Source organism: Dellaglioa sp. CoH-57-MRSF-22 (assembly GCF_056781895.1).
This window is the reverse complement of sequence record NZ_JBXAXT010000058.1, coordinates 1-546: the sequence shown is the minus strand read 5'-3', so window position 1 is coordinate 546 and position 546 is coordinate 1. Positions and strand designations below refer to the sequence as shown.

Below are 546 nucleotides of genomic sequence, written 5' to 3'. Positions count from 1 at the left end.
GTGGCAGTTTGTGTTCTTGGTATGATCCTCAAGGACTGCATGCGCGCAAAGGGAGTTTTGTAATGGCTGAAGAATCTGATCTCGAACTATTCTTGTCCGACATCAAAGAAGACCCTAACTACAAGAAGTTTCGGCTCGTGGTCAAGGGCGTGCGCGAGAAGCTGAAGATCGAGCGTGATCAGGCCGAAGCCATGGGCCTGATGGCCAACCGCACATCGCGGTCGCTGCACGGGCGTAAGCAGTTCAGCCCGAAGTCGCTTCTCGAAGCCACGTCCAACGACCTGAGCGCGCGTGCCCGGCTAGTTGAGATTCGAGTTCGAGCCACAGTCAACCTCGACCTTCTGCAAGAAGCGTGCGACGCGCTACGCAACCACATCTACACCGAGTATGCACAGGAGCTGAAGCAATTCGGTAGCAGTGCCGAACAGCGGAAAGCACTGGTCGAGCGTGTGCAGGGTACGGCCCGAACGCTGATGACCGAGGGAAAGGCACTCGTAGACGTGCTGGACCAGATCGTGAAGGACATAGATTCGGCATCTCACCATC

Annotated in this window: 1 protein-coding gene; it reads left to right on the top strand. The window is 56.2% G+C overall.

The genetic code is table 11. From position 1 onward, the window contains the following. Window positions 1-62: 62 nt before the first annotated feature. Window positions 63-546, top strand: a 484-nt coding sequence (locus tag AC1RPR_RS08120) for a hypothetical protein (protein WP_481763456.1), incomplete at its 3' end; no start/stop codon positions are given.